This is a genomic window from Blattabacterium cuenoti (assembly GCF_014251755.1).
GTDB classification, from domain to species: Bacteria; Bacteroidota; Bacteroidia; order Flavobacteriales; family Blattabacteriaceae; genus Blattabacterium; species Blattabacterium cuenoti_AN.
Genome location: NZ_CP059200.1, coordinates 344,044 through 364,852, shown reverse-complemented (window position 1 = coordinate 364,852; position 20,809 = coordinate 344,044). Strand labels below are relative to the sequence as shown.

Annotated in this window: 10 protein-coding genes, 2 tRNA genes and 3 rRNA genes; 9 read left to right on the top strand and 6 right to left on the bottom strand. The window is 30.0% G+C overall.

The genetic code is table 11. The features are described 5' to 3' along the window. Positions 1-76 precede the first annotated feature (76 nt). A complete protein-coding gene (locus tag H0H57_RS01705) occupies positions 77-514 on the top strand; it encodes a hypothetical protein (RefSeq protein ID WP_238784300.1) in 438 nt (145 codons plus the stop codon). Positions 515-527: 13 nt separating this feature from the next. On the opposite strand, the gene H0H57_RS03175 is transcribed toward H0H57_RS01705, so the two are convergent. The 4 genes from H0H57_RS03175 to queA are packed head-to-tail and all read right to left on the bottom strand — an operon-like array spanning position 528 to position 4,701. Then, positions 528-2,405, bottom strand: coding sequence for a DNA topoisomerase (locus H0H57_RS03175; protein ID WP_394798857.1), 1,878 nt, complete (start codon positions 2,403-2,405; stop codon positions 528-530). 25 nt (positions 2,406-2,430) lie between these two features. Further along, on the bottom strand, positions 2,431-2,631 hold the full coding sequence (locus H0H57_RS03170) for a toprim domain-containing protein (RefSeq protein WP_394798848.1): 201 nt from the start codon (positions 2,629-2,631) through the stop codon (positions 2,431-2,433). A gap of 14 nt (positions 2,632-2,645) precedes the next feature. Next, entirely contained in the window at positions 2,646-3,629 is a 984-nt protein-coding gene (locus H0H57_RS01695) for a polyprenyl synthetase family protein (RefSeq protein WP_185863584.1), read from the bottom strand. Positions 3,630-3,657: 28 nt separating this feature from the next. Next, positions 3,658-4,701 (bottom strand): tRNA preQ1(34) S-adenosylmethionine ribosyltransferase-isomerase QueA, encoded by a 1,044-nt coding sequence (gene queA, locus H0H57_RS01690; protein WP_185863583.1) that lies wholly within the window; start codon positions 4,699-4,701, stop codon positions 3,658-3,660. Positions 4,702-4,947: 246 nt separating this feature from the next. Between queA and H0H57_RS01685 the strand changes: the two genes are divergently transcribed. From H0H57_RS01685 to rrf, 5 genes are all read left to right on the top strand, one after another. Next, a 16S ribosomal RNA gene (locus H0H57_RS01685) occupies positions 4,948-6,486 on the top strand. 104 nt (positions 6,487-6,590) lie between these two features. Continuing rightward, positions 6,591-6,664: transfer RNA gene (locus H0H57_RS01680), tRNA-Ile, on the top strand. Positions 6,665-6,677: 13 nt separating this feature from the next. Then, positions 6,678-6,751 (top strand) — tRNA-Ala (locus H0H57_RS01675). Between the two features lie 58 nt (positions 6,752-6,809). Continuing rightward, a 23S ribosomal RNA gene (locus tag H0H57_RS01670) occupies positions 6,810-9,706 on the top strand. A 44-nt stretch (positions 9,707-9,750) separates the two neighbouring features. Continuing rightward, positions 9,751-9,861 (top strand): 5S ribosomal RNA (gene rrf / locus H0H57_RS01665). The 16S, 23S and 5S rRNA genes sit together here with 2 tRNA genes alongside, the layout of an rRNA operon. Positions 9,862-9,873: 12 nt before the next feature. Here the strand turns inward: rrf and H0H57_RS01660 are convergent. Both H0H57_RS01660 and rpsA read right to left on the bottom strand, forming a co-directional pair. Continuing rightward, positions 9,874-11,583, bottom strand: coding sequence for a ribonucleoside-diphosphate reductase subunit alpha (locus H0H57_RS01660; protein WP_185863582.1), 1,710 nt, complete (start codon positions 11,581-11,583; stop codon positions 9,874-9,876). Between the two features lie 10 nt (positions 11,584-11,593). Beyond that, positions 11,594-13,405 carry a 30S ribosomal protein S1 gene (rpsA, locus tag H0H57_RS01655; protein WP_185863581.1) on the bottom strand — a complete coding sequence of 604 codons (1,812 nt, stop codon included), beginning with the start codon at positions 13,403-13,405 and terminating at the stop codon, positions 11,594-11,596. A gap of 180 nt (positions 13,406-13,585) precedes the next feature. On the opposite strand from rpsA, the gene dnaE reads away from it, so the two are divergent. The 3 genes from dnaE to argC all read left to right on the top strand — a co-directional run bounded on the left by dnaE (position 13,586) and on the right by argC (position 20,809). Then, the gene (gene dnaE, locus H0H57_RS01650; RefSeq protein ID WP_185863580.1) at positions 13,586-17,875 is read left to right on the top strand and encodes a DNA polymerase III subunit alpha; all 4,290 of its coding nucleotides are present in this window, start codon (positions 13,586-13,588) and stop codon (positions 17,873-17,875) included. A gap of 196 nt (positions 17,876-18,071) precedes the next feature. Beyond that, positions 18,072-19,838, top strand: a complete 1,767-nt coding sequence (locus H0H57_RS01645; protein ID WP_185863579.1) for an argininosuccinate synthase domain-containing protein — start codon at positions 18,072-18,074, stop codon at positions 19,836-19,838. Continuing rightward, positions 19,835-20,809 carry an N-acetyl-gamma-glutamyl-phosphate reductase gene (gene argC, locus H0H57_RS01640; protein ID WP_185863578.1) on the top strand — a complete coding sequence of 325 codons (975 nt, stop codon included), beginning with the start codon at positions 19,835-19,837 and terminating at the stop codon, positions 20,807-20,809. The genes H0H57_RS01645 and argC overlap by 4 nt, the downstream gene beginning before the upstream one ends.

Below are 20,809 nucleotides of genomic sequence, written 5' to 3'. Positions count from 1 at the left end.
CTAGGTTATGTTAAATACTTTTTAAAATTGAAATTTTCTTCATAATAATTTTGAATTTATGCATTAATTGATGTTGATGAAATCAATAATAATGATAGGAAAACAATATATATTTAAAAGTCGTTTAGTATCTGGGGATATCATATTTAAATATGATTTAAATGGTTTTTTAAGAGAGGTTATTTTTCCTGAAAGACTTTCTTTATCGCATTATGTATGGATAGGTAAGTTTTTACCTTATAATGAATCTATTATAATTAAAATGAAAAAATCTAGAGCGGCTTTTTCTATAGAAGAAATTCCTTCTGATTTATCTTTTAATCGTTTTTGGACAGATTATAAATATAAAGTAGGAAAAAAAAAAATGGCTGAAAATATATGGAATCGAATGTCTTTATCTGATAGAGTTAAAGCATTATCATATATTCCTAAATATTTAGATCATGTCAAACGTACAGGACATGATCAAGCTTATCCAACAACTTATTTAAATCAAAGGTATTTTGATACTTAATTTAGTTAATTTTTTAGTTTATTTGATCATTATTTTTTATAATGTTAATAGCTTTTTCTAAATTTAATGAATTATTAAAAAAAATTTTTTCATCAATTGGAATTGATTTATTATTATATTTAATATAAATGTTAAATTTATTGATCTTTAATAAAATTTCTTTTTCCTCAAAAATGCCTAATAATTTGGGTAATTCAATAATCTTCAAAGCTTCTGTTAAAGAAATTTCTTCTATTTTTTGTTTATTTAATAAAGGATAAAATTTGGGTTTATTTTTATTATTAAATTCTCCCATTTGAACAACAGATCCGTATTTTGCTATTCTTACAAAAATTTTTTGATTAGATTTTGGATGCTTACCAATAAAACGTTTTTTATGAATTTTATTTACATTATTTTTAACATATTGTATTTTTTTGTAAAATTCATTATAAAAATACTCAAGGATCTTGATCCAAGATTGTTTACCTTTGGCTATATCATCGAAATTTTTTTCTAGATTTGCAGTAAAACTGTAATTTATTATTTTAAAAAAATTTTTTTTCAAAAAATTAGTAGTTAAAATTCCTATTTCTGTAGGAAAAAACTTATTTTTTTCTATTTCAGTAATTTGATCATTTTTTTCAGTAATTAAATTTCCTTTTAAAATGAAAATTTTACGTATTTCTATTTTTCTATAAATTTTCTGTATACTGACATAATTTCTTTTTTGAATCGTGGAAATTGTGGGTACATAAGTAGAAGGTCTCCCAATACCTAATTGTTCTAATTTTTTTACTAAACTAGCTTCATTATATCTATGTAAATGATTTTGAAAAATTTGCTTAGCGATGATTTCTTTTCTTTCTAGAAAAGAACCTTTATTAATTGTATCAAAATGATGTTTTTTTTCTTGATTGAATATTTTCATAAATCCATCAAATAAAATAGTTTTTTTTGTACAAATAAAAAAACATGTTTCTAAATGAGAAGATTGAATATAAATATCTTTTTTTTCAATAATAGCATCTGTCATTTGTCCTATAATTGTTCGTTCCCATATCAGTTTATAAAGACGTTTTTGAAATACATCTAAAGTATTTAAATAATTTTCTTCAAAATTAATAATAGTAGGATGAATTGCTCTGTGAGCTTCTTGAGAAAAAATTTTTTTTACATAAAAATTTTTTTTTACAGATAAATATTTTTTTCCATATGAAGAAAGTATAAAATTTTTAATATCTAATAATATATTTTTTGATAAACTTGTACTATCTGTTCGAATATATGTAATAAATCCTTTTTCATATAATTTTTGAGCGAGTAACATTGTTTTAGATATAGAATAATTTAGCTTATGACAAGCTTCTTGTTGTAAAGAAGAAGTAGTAAATGGAATTGGTGGACTTTTTTTTTCTTGTTTTATAGTGATTTTTTTTATTGTAAAAGTACTATTGATACATAATGATAAAATGTTTTTCATTTCTTTTTTATCTTCTATTTTTTTTTCCAATTTAGCATTGAGAGTTATTTTTTGTTCAGGATCAGTAAAAATTCCATTTATTTGATAAACTGGATAAGGAGTAAAATCTTGAATTTTTTTTTCTTGTTCTACTATTAATCTTACAGCAACAGATTGAACTCTACCTGCAGAAAGACCTGTATTGATTTTTTTCCATAAAATAGGAGATAATTGAAATCCTACTAATCGATCGATAATTCTTCTAGTTTGTTGAGCATAAACTAAATTATAATCAATTAATCTTGGATTTTTTATAGCATGTAAAATTTCTTTTTTTGTAATTTCGTGAAAAACTATTCTTCTATATTTTTCATCAGGAATATTAAATATTTTATAAATTTGATAGGCAATAGCTTCTCCTTCACGATCTTCATCAGAAGCTAACCAAATAATTTCGTAATTTTTTATTAGTTTTCTAAGATTTTGAACAATTTTTTTTTTTAGGCAATATTACATAATTGGGTTTAAAATTTTTTTTAATTTGAACTCCTAATTCCTTTTCTGGTAAATCCAGAATATGTCCATAACTAGATACTACACAATAATTCTTTCCAAGAAATGTTTGTATTGTATGAGCTTTCGTTGGTGATTCTACAATCACCAAATTTTTTTTCATATAATTTTTTGAATTTATTGATTTCTTTCTATAATAAAATTTACCATTATTTTTAATGTTTTTTTAATTATTCCTTCTGGATAAGTCTCTAAAATTTTTAATGCATTGTCATGAAACTTAATCATTTTTCGATTGGCATATTCTAATCCTCCATATTTTTTTACATAACTGATAATTTTATGTCTTTTTTTTTCATCATAATGTTTGATGTAATGTAATATACATTTTTGATCTTTTTTAGAAGCTTTTTGAATAGTATAAATAAGTGGAAGTGTTATTTTTTTTTCTCTTAAATCTATTCCAACAGGTTTTCCCATATATTTTTCATTTTTTTCTTCATAATCAAATAAATCATCTTTGATTTGAAAGGCTATACCTGTAAAAATTCCAAATTTTCTCATTTTTAGAGCTGTTTCTTCATTTGTATTGACTGAACGAGCTCCTGCTTCACAAGAGGTTGCAATTAAACTTGCTGTTTTATGGTAAATAATTTGATTATAAATTTTTTCAGTAACATTTAATTTTTTTGATTTTTCAATTTGTAATAATTCTCCTTCACTCATATTTTTTATAGTTTTACATATAATTTTAAGTAAATCATAGTAATTATTATTTGTTGCAATTAAGAGACTTTTAGAAAGTAAGTAATCTCCAATTAAAACAGCTATTTTGTTTTTCCATATAGCATTTATGGAAAAAGATCCACGACGTAAAAAACTATTATCAATAACATCATCATGTACAAGCGTCGCTGTATGTATGAGTTCAATTAAACAAGCGGTATGATATGTTTTTTTTTGTATTGTTCCTAACATTTTAGCTATTAAAAAAACAAATATAGGACGGATTAATTTTCCCTTTCTATGAATAATATAATGAGTTATATCATTTATGATAGGGATATTATTATTTTGAATAATTATACTTTGAAATTGTTTTTCAAATTCTTCTATTTCTTTTTTTATAGTATTTTTTATTTTTTCTAAAATAATATTCATAATATCATTTATGATATGTTTATGATTTTTATAATATTAACATGGCATCTCCATAAGAATAAAATCTATATTTTTTTTCTATTGCAATTTGATACGCTTTCATTATTATATCAAAACCAGCAAAAGCTGTTGTCATCATAAGCAAAGTAGATTTTGGCATATGAAAATTTGTAATCATAGAATTGGCTATACTAAAATTATAAGGAGGGAAAATAAATTTATTAGTCCATCCATAAAATGGATTTAATTTTTTTTTGGAAGAAACAGAACTCTCAATAGCTCTCATGGAGGAAGTACCTACTGCACAAATTCTTTTTTTTCTTTGTATAGCAAAATTTACTATTTTACATGTATTTTCATTTATAAAACATTTTTCAGAATCCATTTTATGTTTTGATATATCTTCTACATATACTGGTAAAAAACTTCCTAGTCCTAAGTGTAAAGTGACTTCTACTAGGTGGATTCCTTTTATTTCTAATTTTTTTAATAAATGTTTTGAAAAATGTAATCCTGCTGTGGGTGCAGCTACAGATCCTTCTTTTTTTGCGTATACAGTTTGATAACGTTTTTCATCATTCTTTTCCGGTTGTCTATTGATATATTTAGGTAAAGGAGTTTTTCCTAATTCTTTTATTTTATTTATAAGTTCTTCATGGGATCCATTAAAATTAAGTTGTAAAATTCTTCCTCTGGAAGTGGTATTATCTATGACTTCTCCCGTTAATTCAGATCCAAAACTTAATTTATTTCCTACTCTTACTTTTCTTGCAGGATCAACTAACACATCCCATGTTCTATCTTTTGGATCTAATTCTCTAAGTAAAAAAACTTCTATTTTAGCTTCTGTTTTTTCTTTATTTCCAAATAATCTTGCTGGAAAAACTTTGGTATTATTAAGAATTAGAATATCTCCTTCTTCAAAATATTCATGTAAATTTTTAAAAAGTTTATGTTCTATTTTTTGATTTTTTCTATGAATAATCATTAATTTGGATTCATCTCTTTCTTGTGTAGGAAATTTAGCGAGAAGATTTATAGGAGATTCGAAATCAAAATCTGAAGTTTTCATGTCAATGAATTAGAAAATTTATACATTTTATATATAAAATTATATTATTTTTTTTCTAAGCGAAAAAATATATATACATTTGTTTTTTGTTTAAAACTTTTTTTTGTTAAAAAAAATGTATACTTACATTTTGAGAAAAATAAAGTTTATCGTTCTTTGCATAGCATAGCAGCATAAAGAAACTTCTAGACCTGATGTTTCAGGATTTTTTAATAAGTTTTTACGTATTTGGTATTAATTTTTTTTACAACGGAGAGTTTGATCCTGGCTCAGGATGAACGCTAGCGGCGGGCTTAACACATGCAAGTCGAGGGGCAGCATGAAATTTATATTTATATAGATTTTGATGGCGACCGGCGTACGGGTGCGTAATACATACGTAACCTGCCTTTTGCTAGAAAATAGCCTGAGGAAACTCAGATTAATATTCTATAGTATAATAAAATCGCATGATTTTGTTATTAAAGTAGAAATACGGCAAAAGATGGGCGTATGTCCGATTAGTTAGTTGGTAAGATAAAAGCTTACCAAGGCGATGATCGGTAGGGGGCCTGAGAGGGTGATCCCCCACACTGGTACTGAGATACGGACCAGACTCCTACGGGAGGCAGCAGTGAGGAATATTGGTCAATGGAGGAAACTCTGAACCAGCCACGCCGCGTGCAGGAAGAATGCCTTACGGGTTGTAAACTGCTTTTGTTTAGGAATAAAAATTCTTACGTGATAAGAATTGTGAATGTACTATACGAATAAGTGTCGGCAAACTCCGTGCCAGCAGCCGCGGTAATACGGAGGACACAAGCGTTATCCGGATTTATTGGGTTTAAAGGGTGCGTAGGCGGTTTATTAAGTCAGTAGTGAAATATTGCAGCTTAACTGTTAAAATGGCTATTGATACTAATAGACTTGAGTGAGATTGGAGTAACTGGAATGTGTGGTGTAGCGGTGAAATGCATAGATATCACACAGAACACCGATCGCGAAAGCAAGTTACTAAGTCTATACTGACGCTGAGGCACGAAAGCGTGGGGAGCAAACAGGATTAGATACCCTGGTAGTCCACGCCGTAAACGATGATCACTAGTTGTTGGATTTATTTTTCAGTGACTAAGCGAAAGTGATAAGTGATCCACCTGGGGAGTACGGTCGCAAGGCTGAAACTCAAAGGAATTGACGGGGGCCCGCACAAGCGGTGGAGCATGTGGTTTAATTCGATGATACGCGAGGAACCTTACCAAGGTTTAAATGTACTACGAATAAGCTGGAAACAGTTTAGTCTTCGGACGGAGTACAAGATGCTGCATGGTTGTCGTCAGCTCGTGCCGTGAGGTGTTGGGTTAAGTCCCTCAACGAGCGCAACCCTTATTGTTAGTTGCCAGCGAGTAATGTCGGGGACTCTAACAAGACTGCCGACGTAAGTCGAGAGGAAGGTGGGGATGACGTCAAATCATCACGGCTCTTATATCTTGGGCTACACACGTGCTACAATGGTCGGTACAAAGGGTTGCTACTGGGTAATCAGAAGCTAATCTCTAAAAGCCGATCTCAGTTCGGATTGGAGTCTGCAACTCGACTCTATGAAGTTGGAATCGCTAGTAATCGCATATCAGCCATGATGCGGTGAATACGTTCCCGGGCCTTGTACACACCGCCCGTCAAGCCATGGAAGTCGGGGATACCTGAAATCGGTGACCATAAAAGGAGCTGCTTAAGGTAAAATCGATAACTGGGGCTAAGTCGTAACAAGGTAGCCGTACCGGAAGGTGCGGCTGGAACATCTCTTTTTTAGAGTCTATTTCTTATTGAAAATCGTAGAAAATATTAGGCTAGAAGTTTTCTAATATAACATAAAGTAAAGAGATTGGTTATAAACAATATAATCTATAATCAGTCTCGTAGCTCAGATGGTTAGAGCGCTACACTGATAATGTAGAGGCCCGCGGTTCAATTCCGCGCGAGACTATTTTTTGAGTTTTGGGGAATTAGCTCAGTTGGCTAGAGCGCTTGCTTTGCACGCAGGAGGTCATCGGTTCGAACCCGATATTCTCCATTTTTTTTAAAAAAATAAAGTTCTTTGACATACATAATATACAATTAATAAAAAAATAAAAAAGCTAATAAAGAGCGTATGGTGGATGCCTTGGCTCTGAGAGGCGAAGAAGGACGTGATAAGCTGCGATAAGCTGCGGGAATTGGCACATACAAATTGATCCGCAGATTTCCGAATGGGGGAACCTGTCACATTTAATGTGATATTACTTTTATGTAAGGCAAACCTAGAGAACTGAAACATCTAAGTATCTAGAGGAAGAGAAAACAATAGTGATTCTGTTAGTAGTGGCGAGCGAAAGCGGAATAGCCCAAACCATTATGGTCTAGGCTATAGTGGGGTTGTAGGTACTACAATAAAAAAATTGTTTTTCTATAGCAGAATGATTTGGAACAATCAATCATAGAAGGTGATAATCCTGTATGCGAAATAGAAAAATTTTATAAGTGGTAACCTGAATAGGACGGGACACGGGAAATCTTGTCTGAATTTGCCGGGACCATCCGGTAAGGCTAAATACTACTCAGAGACCGATAGTGAACTAGTACCGTGAGGGAAAGGTGAAAAGTACTTCGAATAGAAGGGTGAAATAGATCCTGAAACCATACGCTTACAAGCTGTCGGAGCTTTTTTATAAAGTGACGTCGTGCCTTTTGCATAATGAACCTACGAGTTAATTTTTTCGGCAAGGTTAAGTAGTTCAGCTACGGAGCCGTAGCGAAAGCAAGTCTGAATAGGGCGTATAGTCGGAGGAATTAGACGCGAAACCGAGTGATCTATCTATGGGCAGGTTGAAGCTGTGGTAACACATAGTGGAGGACCGAACCGGTTGACGTTGAAAAGTCTTCGGATGACCTGTGGATAGGGGTGAAAGGCCAATCAAACTCGGAGATAGCTCGTACTCCCCGAAATGCATTTAGGTGCAGCATCGTGTTAAGTAATACAGAGGTAGAGCTACTGATTGGATGAAGGGGTTTCATCACCTACTAATTCCTGACAAACTCCGAATGCTGTTATTATGTTTCACGGTAGTGAGGGCATGGGTGCTAAGGTCCATGTCCAAGAGGGAAACAACCCAGACCATCAGTTAAGGCCCCTAAGTATATATTAAGTTGAAAAAACGAAGTTTAGTTACACAGACAGCTAGGATGTTAGCTTGGAAGCAGCTATTCATTTAAAGAGTGCGTAACAGCTCACTAGTCGAGTGACTGAGCATGGATAATAATCGGGCATAAAATATATCGCCGAAACTATGGGATTGGTTAAATTTATTAATCAATCGGTAGGGGAGCATTGTAATAGCACAGAAGCTATATCGTGAGATATAGTGGAGCTTTTACAAAAGAAAATGTAGGTATAAGTAACGATAATGCGGATGAAAAATCCGCACACCGAAAAACTAAGGATTCCTCAGCCATGTTAATCAGCTGAGGGTTAGTCGGTCCCTAAGATGAAATCGAAAGGTGTAATCGATGGAAAACCGGTTAATATTCCGGTACTTGCTTTTATTGCGATAGGGGGGACGAAGTAATGAAACTGTCGCGTACGGACGGATGTGTACGTTAAAGTAGTTAGGTATAAAATATATTGGAAAATCCGTATGTTTTGCTGAACTACGATAGTACCACGAACTTTCGAGTAAGTGGATAGTACAGGTAAGGGCTTCCAAGAAAAGCCTCTAAGCTTCAGATAAAAGTAAACCGTACCAAAACCGACACAGGTAGTTGAGGAGAGAATCCTAAGGTGCTCGAGTGATTCACGGCTAAGGAACTAGGCAAAATGAACCTGTAACTTCGGGAGAAAGGTAGCCTTCTTTTAAAGAAGGTCGCAGCGAAAAGATCCAGGCGACTGTTTATCAAAAACATAGGACTCTGCCAAATTGAAAAATGATGTATAGGGTCTGACACCTGCCCAGTACTGGAAGGTTAAAGAAAAAGGTTAGCTTCGGCAAAGCTTTTGACTGAAGCCCCAGTAAACGGCGGCCGTAACTATAACGGTCCTAAGGTAGCGAAATTCCTTGTCGGGTAAGTTCCGACCTGCACGAATGGTGTAACGATCTGGAAACTGTCTCAGCCGTGAGCTCGGTGAAATTGTAATATCGGTGAAGATGCCGATTACTCGCAATGGGACGAAAAGACCCTGTGAACCTTTACTATAGCTTCGTATTGATTTCGATTAGAAAATGTGTAGGATAGGTGGGAAACTTTGAAGCGTTATCGCTAGATAATGTGGAGTTGTCCTTGAAATACCACCCTTTTTTTAGTTGAAATCTAACTCAATCTAAAAAAATTGAGGACATTGCGTGGTGGGTAGTTTGACTGGGGTGGTCGCCTCCAAAAAGGTAACGGAGGCTTCCAAAGGTACCCTCAACACGTTTGGTAATCGTGTGTAGAGTGTAATGGCATAAGGGTGCTTGACTGTGAGACCTACAAGTCGATCAGGTACGAAAGTAGGGCATAGTGATCCGGTGGTTCCGTATGGAAGGGCCATCGCTCAAAGGATAAAAGGTACTCCGGGGATAACAGGCTAGTCTCCCCCAAGAGCTCACATCGACGGGGAGGTTCGGCACCTCGATGTCGGCTCGTCACATCCTGGGGCTGAAGAAGGTCCCAAGGGTTGGGCTGTTCGCCCATTAAAGTGGCACGCGAGCTGGGTTCAGAACGTCGTGAGACAGTTCGGTCTCTATCTATTGCGAGCGTTAGAAGCTTGAGTGGACCTGATTCTAGTACGAGAGGACCGAATTGGACGAACCTCTGGTGTATCAGTTGTATCGCCAGGTGCATTGCTGAGTAGCTATGTTCGGAAGAGATAAGCACTGAAAGCATATAAGTGCGAAACTCTCCACAAGATTAGGCTTCTTTTAAGGGTCGTTGAAGATGACAACGTTGATAGGCTACAAGTGTAAAGATAGTAATATCATAGCTGAGTAGTACTAATTACCCGTAAGCTTTTAATTTTTAATTATGATGTATATTATGTTATGTCTTATTATATAATTTTTGGGTGGTTATAGCAATGTGGAACCACCTCTTCCCATACCGAACAGAGAAGTGAAACACATTAGCGCTGATGGTACTAGTTTATTCTGGGAGAGTAAGTCGCTGCCCTTTTTTTTTATAAGATTATAACATACTTTCCAAGTATAAATCACGTTTAATATCTGCACGAAGAATACTTTCACTTCTATAATAATAAAGACTTTTTAATCCTATTTTCCAAGCTTCAAGATGAACTTTATTTATATATTTTGCTGGAGCATTTTGATGAAAAGAAAGATTAATGCTTTGTCCTTGATCAATATATCTTTGTCGTATGCTAGCTTGTTTAATTAATTCTAATTGATTAATTTCTTTGAAACATCTGAAAACATTTTTTTGTTCTTCACTAAGAGAGGTCAATCCAAGACAGGATCCTTTTTCATTAGCTATTTGTTCCCAAACTTCCGGAAGATTATTTCCATTTTTTATGAGAATTTTTTCCAAATAAGGATTTTTACGAATATGCATTCCTTTTGAATCGTCATCTACATATATGTTCGCAGCCAAAGGTTCTATCCCTTGAGAAAGACCGCCAGCTAATTTAGCAGAACTTCTATTAGGAGCCATTGCCATTAAAGTTAAATTTCTTCTTCCAGTTCCTATATTCCATTCAGATTCTCCATATTCTTTAGCCAAATATTTAGTAGCTTTTTTGGTTTCTACTTGTATATACCTAAATATATTATGTGTTAATATTTTAGATTTAACAGATATAAAAGGAATCATATTAGATTGTAAATACGAATGCCACCCTAAAGTTCCTAAACCCAAAGCTCTACTTTTTTCTGCAAAACGAACAGCGTCCTCTATTCCCCGTATATATTTTCCTTTATCAATAAATTCTTGCATTACTGCATCAAGAAATAAAATAGCATAAAAAACAGTATTTGTATTTTTCCATTCTATATATCTATATAAATTTAGAGAAGATAGACAACATACAAGAGTATGATTTTCATTTGTTGGCAACATAATTTCTGAACAAAGATTACTGTGATGTATTTTTAATCCATGCTTTTTCCAATTTTCTGGAATATTTTTATTAGCATTTTCTTGAAAAAAAAGATATGGTTCTCCAGTTTGAACACGTTCTTTAAGAGTATCAATCCATAAAGTTCGTTCTTTTCCATTTTTTTCTAATACTTTTTCCATAAAAGAATTAGAAATTATCACTCCTTGATGAACATTATGACATTGACGATTAATATCTCCTTTAGGTTCTCTTATTTTTAAAAATTCTGGATATTCTTTATGTTCTATGTTTAAATAAATAGCTACAGCACCTCTACGTGTCTTACCTTGTTTACTAGCTACGATAGTACTATCATATGATTTAATGAAAGGAATAATTCCATCAGAAGTCCCTAACGTTCCATTTTTTATGGAATATCCTATGGGTCTAATTAAACTAAAGTCATAAGATGTTCCTCCACCATGTTTGCTTAACATAGCCATTTCTAAATTTTTTCTATATATTTCGTACATACTATCCCCAATTCTTCCAGAAAAACAACTAATGGGTAGACCTTTTTTTGTTCCAAGATTTACCATAACTGGAGTAGAAGGAATAAGCCATCCTTTCCAAAAAATATTAAAAAATTCTCCTTCTATTTTTGGTTTTTTTAAAATTTTTGCTGCATTTTGTGACAGCCTTTTGTATGCATCAAAAGGAGATTCTCTATCTAACAAATATCCACCTTTAATTGTAGTTAAATATAATTCATTATTAGCCCAAACGGGAAAATCTTTTCCTACTTTCCATCCTTCTTTTTCTGCAATAGGGTGTGTTTCCATTATTTTAGAACTATTTATTTTTTTCTTTTTCTATTTGTTCTTTTAGTTTAACTAATCCAGCTATATCACCTAGAGTGGATCTCTCAAATTTTCTATTTTTCACACGTTGTTCTTTTTTTTGATCTTTATCACGATAAACAGACGTATGAGAAATCACAATTTTTTTAGTCTCTTTATTAAATTCAATTATTTTAAAATCAGCATTTTCTCCTTTTTTTATAGTAGATCCATTTTTTTTCTCTAAAAAACGTAATGGAGCAAAAGCCTCTATTTTTTGGTCTTCTGTAAATTTCACAGAAGCTCCCTTTTCAAATAAGTTTGATATTATTCCATTGTGAATACTTCCAACAGAATAAATTTTTTCATATTTTTCCCATGGATTTTCTGTTAATTGTTTATGTCCTAAATTGAATCTTCTTGTTTGAAGATCTATAGAAAGTACAATAACTTTCAATTTATCATTAATACTGCAAAATTCAGAAGGGTGTTTTATTTTTTTAATCCATGAAAGATCATTAGTATAAATAATTCCAGAAACCCCTTGTTCCAATTCTATAAAAACACCAAAATTTGTAAATTTTTTTACAATTCCAATATGTTCTGATCCTATAGAATATTTTTCTTGTATATTAATCCAAGGATCTGGTGTTAATTGTTTTATACTTAAAGACATTTTTCTTTCCTTACGATCTATGGTTAATATGACAGTCTCCAATTCATCCCCTATTTGTACAAAATCTTGAGTAGATGATAAATCTGTAGACCAAGACATTTCACTAATATGCAATAATGCTTCTACACCTGGAATAATTTCAACAAATGCTCCATAATCAGCTAAAACACTTACTTTTCCTTTTACTTTACTTCCTATTTTTAAATTTTTATCTAAAGAATTCCAAGGGTGAGGTTGCAATTGTTTTAAACCCAATTGTACACGATTTTTTTCTTTATCTACACCTAATACAACAAATTTTAATTCTTGTTCTAATTGAACTATCTCTGTAGGATGGTTAATATGTGGCCAACTCATATCGGTAATATGAAGCAAAGCATCTACCCCTCCTAAATCTACAAAGGCTCCATAAGGAAGAATGTTCTTGATTTTTCCTTCTAATACTTGACCTTTATCTAATTTTGATATCATTTCTTTTCTTTGTTCTTCAATATCTCTTTCTATTAACACTTTATGAGAGACAACAACATTTTTTGTTTTTTGATTAATTTTAACTACTTTTATTTCCATAGTTTTTCCTACATAAGTATCATAATCCCGAACAGGTTTCACATTGATATGTGATCCAGGCAAAAAACATTCTATATCAAATATTTCAACAATTAATCCTCCTTTTGTTCTAGCTGCAACATAACCTAATATTACCTCTGATTTGTCATATGCTTGATTAATACGTTGCCAATTTCTTAACATTTTTGCTTTTTGATACGAAAGGATGCATTGTCCTTTATAATCAATCTTAACAACCATAACTTCTATTTTACTCCCAACTTGGATATTCAAGTTTTCTCTAAATTCACTTATAGGAATGGCTCCTTCTGCTTTAAATCCAATATCTACAATAATCATTGTATCCAACATATGTGTTACAATTCCTTGATATATTTCTAATTCTTGAATATTTGGTAAAGTTTTTGTATATATTTCTTCCAATTTTTTTCTTTCTTCTTCTATCTCATTATTGAAATGAGTTTCGTATTTCGTCCAATCAAAACTGTTTTTTATATTTTTCTGATCGTTCTGTTTTTCATTTTGGATTTCATATGAAGGGGGTGATTTTCTTTTTATTTCTCCGGTTTGATTAGACATAATTTTTATTATTTTTTCACTGATTTTCTATCCATAATAAAACACATATATGGACAGAAAAACTAAAGTAGTTCGAGTATTCTCGTTTATTTATTTTATTTAATTCATAAAAAAAAACAGGTCATACAAAACTAATAATTTTTCAGTAACTTTTTCTACTATCTACTAATTAAAATAATAATGTACCTTATTGTTGATACTGAAACAACAGGATTGCCTAGATCTTATAATTCTCCAATTACTCATATAGATAATTGGCCAAGAATTGTACAAATCTCATGGCAAAGTCATAATGTTGTAGGAGATTTCATAGAATTTAAAAATTTTATTATAAAGCCAGATAATTATGATATTCCTTTTAATGCTTTTAAAATTCATGGAATAACTAATGAAAAAGCAGAAAAATATGGATTTGATTTAAATTTTGTTCTACATGAATTTCAAAAATCTCTTGATCAATCTCAATGTTTAATTGGACACAATTTAAAATTTGATATAAAAGTTATTGAATGTGAATTTTTTAGAAAAAAAATTTCTATTTCTTTTAAAAAGAAAAAAAATTTAGATACTAAAGAAATTTCTGTTTCTTATTGCAAATTATTAGGAAGTGGAAAAAAATTCAAATGGCCTACATTATCTGAATTATATCAAAAGCTTTTTGGAGAGAAAATTGCCAATTTTCATAATGCAGCAAATGATGTAAAAGCTACAGCACGTTCTTTTTTGGAATTATTACGAATTGGAGTAATCTCACATCAAGAAATAGGGGTTAAAGAAGATATTTTATTGAGTTTTAGAAAAAATCATACCCAAAAAATTTCTTCTTCTATGGTTTTCCTTCAAGAAAAGGATTTGCCTTATTTAGAAAAAGTAAAAAAAAATATTTTAAAAAATGATGAGACATTAGATGAAAAATTGAAACAAAAAAAATATTCTCATATTCATAATCATACTTATTTTTCTATTCTTCATTCAACTATAGATATTCAATCCTTAGTAAGAAGAGCTTTTCATTTTAATATGCCAGCTGTAGGCATAACAGATTATGGAAATATGATGGGATCTTTTCATTTTTTAAATGCTATTCATTCTATAAATAAAAAATATTATCCAGAAAAATCAATTAAAGGAATCGTAGGTTGTGAAGTATTTATTTCAAATAATTATTTACAAAAAAAATTTACGAAAGAAGAACCGGATCAACGATATCAACAAGTTCTTTTATCCAAAAATAAAAAAGGTTATCATAATTTAACAAAACTTTGTTCATTGGGTTTTACAGAAGGGTTTTATGCTGGAATTCCTAGAATTGGAAAAAAGTTGATAGAAAAATACAAGGAAAATTTAATTGCTCTTACTGGAGACTTAAATGCAGAAATCCCATATACTATTCTGAATTATGGTGAAAAAAAAGCAGAAAAAGTTTTTTTATGGTGGAAGGATCTTTTTGGTGATGATTTATACATAGAATTATTTCGTCATGGATTAGAAGAAGAAGATTATGTCAATAATATTTTACTGAAATTTTCAAAAAAATATCATGTAAAATATATTATACAAAATAATACTTTTTATTTAGACAAAAAAGAAGCAAATGCTCATGATATTTTACTTTGTGTAAAAAATGGAGAAAAACAATTAACTCCCATAGGAAAAGGAAGAGGTTATAGATTTGGTTTTCCCAATCATGAATTTTATTTTAAGAGCACAGAAGAAATGAAAAAAATATTTTTCGATTTTCCAGAATCTTTTGATTTTCTGGAGGAATTGATTAATAAAATTGAATCCTATCATCTTTTTCACAAAACATTACTTCCAAAATTTCAGATTCCGAAATCTTTTGAAGATCCTACAGACAAAATAGATGGAGGAAATAGAGGAGAAAATCGTTTTTTAAAAAAAATCACTTTTGATGGAGCCAAAAAACGTTATAAACATATTACAAAAAAAATTCAAGAAAGAATTCTTTTTGAATTAAAAACAATAGAAAAAATAGGCTATCCTGGTTATTTCCTCATTGTTCATAATTTCATATCTCAAGCTAGAAAAATGAATATTTCAGTGGGACCTGGAAGAGGATCCGTTGCAGGATCTATCGTCGCTTATTGCATAGAAATAACCAATATAGATCCCATGATCTATAATCTTCTTTTCGAACGATTTTTAAATCCGGATAGAATATCTTTGCCAGATATTGATATTGATTTTGATGACAGAGGACGTGAAAAAATTATTGAATGGGTTGTTCAAAAATATGGAAAAAATCAAGTAGCACAAATTATAACATATGCGACTATGGGAGCTAAATCTTCCATAAGAGATACTGGACGTGTGTTGAATTTGTCTCTAAAAAAAACAGATTGTATGGCAAAAATGGTTCCTAATATGTTTTCATTAAAAACAATTTTATATGATAATAATATACCAGAAAAGATCATAATAAATAAAGAAGAAATAAGTAATGTACAAAAACTGAGAAAGATAGCAAAAGATCAAAACACATTGGAGGGAAAAGTTTTGCGACAAGCAGAAATTTTAGAAGGAACTATAAGAAGTACAGGAGTACACGCTTGTGGAATCATAATTAGTCCATATAAGATTCAGGAATATATTCCAGTATCTGTATCAAAAGAATCTGATTTATTGCTTACGCAATTTGATAATCATGTGGTAGAACATGCTGGATTATTAAAAATGGATTTTTTGGGTTTAAAAACTCTTACTATTATTAAAGATGCTATGAATCTTATTGAAAAAAGAGGGAAAAATATAAATTTTACAGAACATTCATTTCCTTTAAAAGATGAGAAAACTTATTATCTTTTTCAAAAAGGAGAAACTGTAGCCGTTTTTCAATATGAATCTACAGGAATGCAAAAATATTTACGTAAACTAAAACCTGATAAATTCGATGATTTAATCGCAATGACAGCATTGTATAGACCAGGTCCTTTACAATATATTCCTAATTTTATATCAAGAAAACATGGAAAAGAAATTATCACCTATGATTTACCGGAAATGGAGGAATTTTTAAAAGAAACTTATGGAATAACAATATATCAAGAACAAGTCATGTTGATAGCCCAAAAAATCGCAGATTTTACCAAAGGAGAAGCGGATATATTGAGAATATCTATGGGAAAAAAACAAAAAGAAAAACTCAATACAATGAAAAATTTTTTTCTTAATAGAGCTATGAAAAAAGGTTATCCTAAAAATATATTAGAAAAAATATGGAAAGATTGGGAATATTTCTCTTGTTATGCTTTTAATAAATCTCATGCCACATGTTATGCCTATATCGCCTTTCAAACTGCTTATTTAAAAGCACATTTTCCGTGTGAATATATGGCTTCTGTATTAAGTAATAATATGCATAATATGAAACAGCTTACTTTTTTGATAGAAGAATGTAAAAAGATGAATATATCTGTAATTACTCCAGATATAAATGAAAGTAATTCTTTTTTTAAAGTTACTGGTTCTAATTGTATTAGATTTGGCCTTGCAGGAATCAAAGGAGTTGGAAAAAATGCTGTAAAAATTCTTTTTCAAGAAAGAAAAAAAAACGGTCCCTATACTTCTATTTTTAATTTGGTTCAAAGAGTAGATTTACGTGTAGTGAATAAAAAAACTTTAGAAAGTTTAATTTTATCAGGATCTTTAGATAGTTTTCATATTGATAGAGAACAATATTTTCACATTGGATCTGATGATCAATTAAGTACTTTAGAAAAAATTATTAGGTTTGGGTCCAAATTACGAAAAACAAAGAATAAAATAGAGGAGCCTATTATTATGAAATGTGATTTATGGAGTAATACATACAAGTTATCCAAAGAAAAAGAAGTGTTGGGTGTTTATGCTTCTGCACATCCATTGGATGATTTTTGTTATGAAATGAAATATTGTACGAATACATCTTTAAAAAAATTAAAGAATAATGAATCTTTTTTTATGGGAAAAAAAATGTATGTATGTGGAATTGTAACCCAAATCGAAAAAAAAATATATATAAAAAATGGAATAAAATATGGAATTTTTTTATTAGAAGATTATAATTCTTCTAAAGAATTCAGAATTTACGGACAGCAATATTTGAAATATGAACCTCTTTTGATTCAGAATAATCCGTTGTATTTATGTTTTTCTATTGATCCATCAAAATATAAAAAATATAAAATCACCATTTTACATATAGAAAACTTACAAAATGTTTTAAAAAAATTGGTACATAAACTGATCATAAAAATCAATATAAACAATTTAAATAGTGTATTTATAAATAGTATAGAAAAACTTTTTTCTCAACAACAAATAGGAAATCAAAAATTGAATATAGTTCTTTATGATAAAGTAGATCAAGTTTTTTTAAATTTCGAATCTATCAAATATGAAATTAACATTAATTCAAGTTTTTTAAAAAAATTGGAAAAAATAAAAGGATTAGATTTTTGTTTAAACTAAGAATCAAAAAGTATAAAATAAAGACTAAAATTAATTAAAAAGACTTTCAAAAATTTGTATTTTAGATACAGAAAAGTAAAGTAAAATATATGTATTATATATATATATAAAGCATTATTTATAACGACATACAGTCGGGACAATGCATTTATTTTTATTAGTTTTTATTTTATTTAGATCCTTCTTATGAACAAAAATGAAAATAAAAGTTAGAGTATCTCATGAAGAGGATACAAAATATGCATTCTTAATTTGTAAAAAAATTGAAGAATCAGCAAAAATCAGGGGAACTGGAATTTCAAAAAAAGATCCAGAGTATATTAAATTAATAATAATTCATGGAAATGCGGTTGTTGCTTTTTGTGATGAAAAACTAGCGGGTTTTAGTTACCTTGAAACTTTTCAAAATGAAGAATTTGTTGTAAATTCCGGTTTAATTGTTTTTCCTGAATTTAGAAAACAAGGATTGGCAAAAATTATTAAAATTGAAATTTTTAAACTTTCCAGAAAAAAATTTCCAAATTCTAAAATTTTTAGTATCACAACAAGTAATCCAGTTATTAAAATCAATACCGAATTGGGTTTTAAACCCGTTTCTTTTAGTGAATTAACTCATTCGGAAAGATTTTGGAAAGGATGTCAAAATTGTGTCAATTTTGATATATTAACCAGAAATCAAAGAAAAATGTGTTTATGTACAGGACTTTTATACAATCCAAATACGGATAATAATAAAAAAAAAGATAAAAATTATTTATCTATTGGAGATAAAATTATTTTAGCTTATAGTGGCGGATTAGACACCTCTTATTGTTTAAAATATTTAATACAGGAAAAATATGAAGTTCATACAGTGATTATTAATACGGGAGGTTTTAAAAAGGATGAATTAGATCAAATTGAAAAAAGAGCTTTAAGCATTGGATCTAAATCCCACAAAACCATTGACGCTATAGAAGAATATTATCAGAATTGTATCAAATATCTTATATTTGGAAACATTCTTAAGAATAATACTTATCCACTTTCAGCAAGTTCCGAAAGAATTTTTCAGGCTATCAAAATAGCACAATACGCCACTTATATTCAAGCGAAAGCAATTGCACATGGAAGCACAGGAGCAGGAAACGATCAAATCAGATTTGATATAGCTTTTCAAATTATTTGTCCAGAAAAAATAACTCTTTCTCCTATAAGAGAGATGAAAGTGTCTAGAAAAGAAGAAATTGAATATTTGAAAAATAAAGGAGTTTTTATTTGTTGGGATCAAGCGAAATATTCTATCAACAAAGGAATTTGGGGGACTAGTATAGGAGGAAAGGAAACTCTTACTTCTTATCACGACTTTCCGGAAGAGGCTTATCCCACAAAATTAAAAAGAAAAAAAAGTGAAAACCTAAAATTAGAATTTGAAAAAGGAGAATTAGTAAGTGTGAATCAAGAAAAAGGAAAAGCTACAAAAAATATAATAAAAATTGAACAAATAGCTTCAGAATTTGCTATAGGAAGAGGAATTCACATAGGAGACACTATTTTGGGTATTAAAGGGAGGATAGCATTCGAAGCTTCAGCTGCTATTATTATTATCAAAGCTCATCATTTGTTGGAAAAACATATTCTTACGAAATGGCAACTTTATTGGAAAGAACAATTATCCAATTGGTATGGAATGTTACTTCATGAAGCTCAATATTTAGATCCTGTCATGCGTGATATAGAAAAATTTTTAAAAAGTACACAAGAAAGATTAACAGGAACTGTAGATATCATTCTTTATCCTCATAGATTTCATTTAGTAGGAATCAAATCTAAATTTGATTTAATGACATCTTCTAATATGGCAGCTCAATATGGAGAAATGAATTATGCTTGGACAGCAGAAGATGTGAAGGGTTTTTCTAAAATTTTTAGCAATCAAATGAAAATGTATCATAATTTAAATAATCAAAAAAAAGAAGAATGATTGAAATAGGTATTATAGGAGGAGCTGGATACACTGCTGGAGAATTGATTCGATTGATAATTCATCATCCAAAAATTAGGATTAAAAATATAGTTAGTAAAAGTCATACAGGAAAATTGATTCATTTAATTCATCAAGATTTATTAGGAGAAATCCAAAATAAAAGGTTTATCCATGATTTAAGCAAAAAAATAGATATTGTATTTCTTTGTTCTGGACATGGACAATCTAGAAAAGAATTGCATCATATATCAGAAAATATAAAAGTGATTGATTTGAGTCAAGATTTTAGAATCAAAATTCAATCCATTTTTAACAATAGAAATTTTGTTTATGGATTACCGGAATTACAAAAAGAAACAATAAAAAAATCAAATAATATAGCCAATCCTGGCTGTTTTTCCACAGCAATTCTATTAGCTATTTTACCATTAGCTAAAAATCAATTATTAAAAAAAAATATTCATATTAGTGCCATTACAGGTTCTACAGGATCCGGAAGAACATTAAGTGACACAAATCATTTTAGTTGGAGAACTAATAATATTTCTGCTTATAAAATTTTTCAACATCAACATTTGCAGGAAATTGAACAAACCATTCATCAAGTGCAAAACAATTTTGATTCTAAAATTTATTTTGTTCCTTACAGAGGAAATTTCTCTAGAGGAATTATAACTACTTTATATACTTATTCTATTCTTTCTTTGAAAAAAAATCAAGAAATCTATAAAGAATATTATAAAAATCATCCATTTGTAAAGATTTCTGATATTAACATTGATCTTAAACAAGTGATCAATACCAATAAATGTATTTTATATCTTCTTCAAGAGAACAATCAACTGATTGTTATCAGTATCATAGATAATCTCATCAAAGGAGCTTCTGGTCAAGCCATACAAAATATGAATCTTATGTTTGGATTGGATGAAACTTGTGGTTTAAAATTAAAATCCGTTCGTTTCTAA